This window comes from Paractinoplanes toevensis (assembly GCF_018332695.1).
GTDB lineage: Bacteria > Actinomycetota > Actinomycetes > Mycobacteriales > Micromonosporaceae > Actinoplanes > Actinoplanes toevensis.
Genome location: NZ_BOQN01000191.1, coordinates 1 through 2,735, shown reverse-complemented (window position 1 = coordinate 2,735; position 2,735 = coordinate 1). Strand labels below are relative to the sequence as shown.

The 2,735-nt window shown below is 66.4% G+C and carries 2 protein-coding genes; both read right to left on the bottom strand.

Features of this window, described 5'->3' with window-relative positions; translation table 11 throughout:
- Positions 1 to 86: 86 nt before the first annotated feature.
- On the bottom strand, positions 87 to 1,319 hold the full coding sequence (locus Ato02nite_RS49935; protein WP_213013789.1) for a glycosyltransferase family 2 protein: 1,233 nt from the start codon (positions 1,317 to 1,319) through the stop codon (positions 87 to 89).
- On the bottom strand, positions 1,316 to 1,972 hold the full coding sequence (locus Ato02nite_RS49930; protein ID WP_213013788.1) for a polysaccharide deacetylase family protein: 657 nt from the start codon (positions 1,970 to 1,972) through the stop codon (positions 1,316 to 1,318). The genes Ato02nite_RS49935 and Ato02nite_RS49930 overlap by 4 nt, the downstream gene beginning before the upstream one ends.
- Positions 1,973 to 2,735: the final 763 nt, after the last annotated feature.

Here is a 2,735-nt window from a genome sequence, read left to right as displayed (position 1 = left end):
GGGTGGGCCTTTTTGCTGTGCTTATTGAGGGAAAGAAGAGCGGCCTGACCGAATGAACGATCAGGCCGGAACTGGAAAGAACGGGCTCAGGAGACGCGGTGCCGGCGGCTGCGCCAGTACGCGAACGGGCCGCGGATCACTCCGCCGAGCTCGATGAGGGTCAGCGCCCGCGGGTAGGTGCTCGTCTTCGACTGGTGCTTGGGACTGCTGGGCCCGAGGACGTGCTTGACGCCGGCGCCCAGGCGCTGCAGCATCTCGGGACGTTCCTGGCGGTTGGCCCACCAGCGCTTGGCGATCATGGCGGACATGCCGACGCCGTAGTTGAAGATCTGGTGGCGCAGGGCCGCGATCTCCCGGTGGTGCTGGTGCCAGACGAGCGCGGCCGGCTCGTAGACGAGGGTGCGGCCGCTCTGGATCACGCTCAGGTAGATGTCGAGATCTTCGCCGCCCTTGGCCGGGGTGCCCATGCCGAGTTTCTCGTCGAAGCCGTTCAGTGCGCGCAGGGCGTCGACCCGGAAAGCGCCGTTGGCGCCGGTGCCGAAGACGCCCGCGGCGTAGGGGTAGAGCTTGCTCGAGCCGCGGTGCTCCTTCAAGTCGTACCGCCGCTGTTGGAACCCCTTGGAGAAACCGCCGAACTCCTCGAAGAGGTATTGCGCGGGGGTTTCCAGCTCCATCGGCAGGATCATGCCGGTCACGCAGGCGACCGACTGGTCCTGGCGGAACACCTCGGTGATCGCTTCCAGCCACCGGCTGTCGACGGCGATGTCGTCGTCGAGGAAGGCAATCACGTCGCCGGTGCTCGCGGCCAAGCCGGCATTACGAGCCCGGGACAGGCCCGGGCGGTGCTCCAGCACCAGGCGTACGTCGTCGATGTTCTGCTGTTCGAAGAGGTCGGTCACGCCGGAGGTGGTGGGGCGGTTGTCGACCACCACGATCTCGTGCGGGGTGATCGTCTGAGCGCGGACGTCATCGAGCACCCGGAGCAGGCCGCGGGTCGCCACGCAGGTGGTGATCACGACCGTGGCCCGGACCGGCGCGACGGCCGGGGCGTCGGCGTGGCTGGGCTCCTCCGCGTAACCCTCGGCGGCGATCGTCTCGTCGAGGACCTTGCGCACCTCTTCCGAGGTGAGTCCGTCGTCGGGGACCGTCACCGGCACGAAGGCGACCGGCCGGCCGGAGCGCCGGACCAGAACCCGGGCCGGCCCGCTCTTGGTCATGGCCGGGATGTCGTCGTCGAGGTCGACCTCGACGATGTGGGTGGGCCGGAACGAACTCGGGTCCGGCCAGCCACCGAAACGGTCCAGGAGGGTGCTGATCACGAGCGAGCACCTGCCATGAGACGTCGTGCCAGCCGATAGCCGCGAGTCCGCAACCGTTCGCCCTTCCATGAGATGGGTGCTCCGGTAGCACCGATGACGCGGGCGACCTGCTCGCGCTCGGTGTCAGTGACGACGGTGAAACGGGCCACCGCCAGACAGTCGTCGGTCTGGTGAGAAATAGCGTTCTTCACTGCGTGAGCGTTGACATACCCCGCTTGGGCGATCGCCGAACGGGTGCGGCGGGAATGGCTGCCGTGCGGGTATGCGAACGAGTCGACCGTCATGCCGAGGAGGTCCTCGAGGTGCTTGCGGGAGTCGGCGGCTTCCTTCAACTCCGTCGCGGCGTTGAGCACATCCATGTGCGGATGCGTGACGGAGTGGGCGCCGATCTCGAGGGAGTCGACCGAGGCGATGTCGCGCAGGGCGGCCGGCGACAGCATGCCGGGCCGGTCGAAGTAGCCGGTCGTCATGAAGAGGGTCGACGACAGCGACAGCTTTTCCATGATCGGCAGGGCAACCTCGGCGAAGTCGGCGAACCCGTCGTCGAAGGTGAGCGCGATCGCGTGCTCCGGCAGCGGCTGCTCGCCTCGCAGGCAGGCGCCGAGCTGGCGGGCGGTCAGCGGAACCCGGCCGCTTGCCTGCACCGCCTCCATGTCCTCGCGGAACCCGGCCTCCGTGACCGCGAACGGGTCGCTGCTCTCGGCGCCGGTCGGGGTGATGGAGTGGTAGAGAAGGACGGGAACGAGCGTCTGTGCGGACATAGCTGTCGGTCGCCTTCGTCGTTGCAGGAGCTGTCGCACGCAGCTATCGCCGCGGGGACCAAGGCTAGCACCGGTTCTATGCGTAATCCCAGGCGTTGCTTAGTCGCCAATGAGCATTCTGTGTTAGGGCGACGAAGACCTAGCCCACCCGGCCATTTCCCCCAGAAAACGTGCCCACAATCTGTCCCATAGTCGAACCCACCCATAGAACGAACGGCCACCCCACACAGCCGCACCGCCCCGCACCAGCAACGGGCCAGACCAGGCCTACACCGACGCTACCACCGAGAAACCCCAGCTCAGTCCCCTTGTGAAGGACCGGGCCGCCAGGGCATGACCCCAAGCCATGCTCCCAGGGTGGTCTTTTCGGTCAGACCTGCCCCACCGGTCGCTCCGCCCATCCAACCCTGTCGTCCGTACTAGGCAGGCAAAGGGACAGACCTGCAACCGAGAAACGCCCCGTTCTCCATCCCGTAACAATAGACAAATTACTAAACGATGGCCCCGCAACAAATCCCCAGCATAAGTAATTGCATTGAATGCACAGAGCAAACCCGGGAAGCTCAACCACCGGGTGGTAAGCGCAACCACCGGGCTGAGCGCAACCACCGGGCTGAGCGCAACCACCGGGCTGAGCGCAACCACCGGGCTGAGC

What these genes read in the sequence shown, in the direction of transcription:
- Ato02nite_RS49930 (WP_213013788.1), bottom strand. Translation starts at nt 1,972, where the DNA reads ATGGAGGCGGTGCAGGCAAGCGGCCGGGTTCCGCTGACCGCCCGCCAG.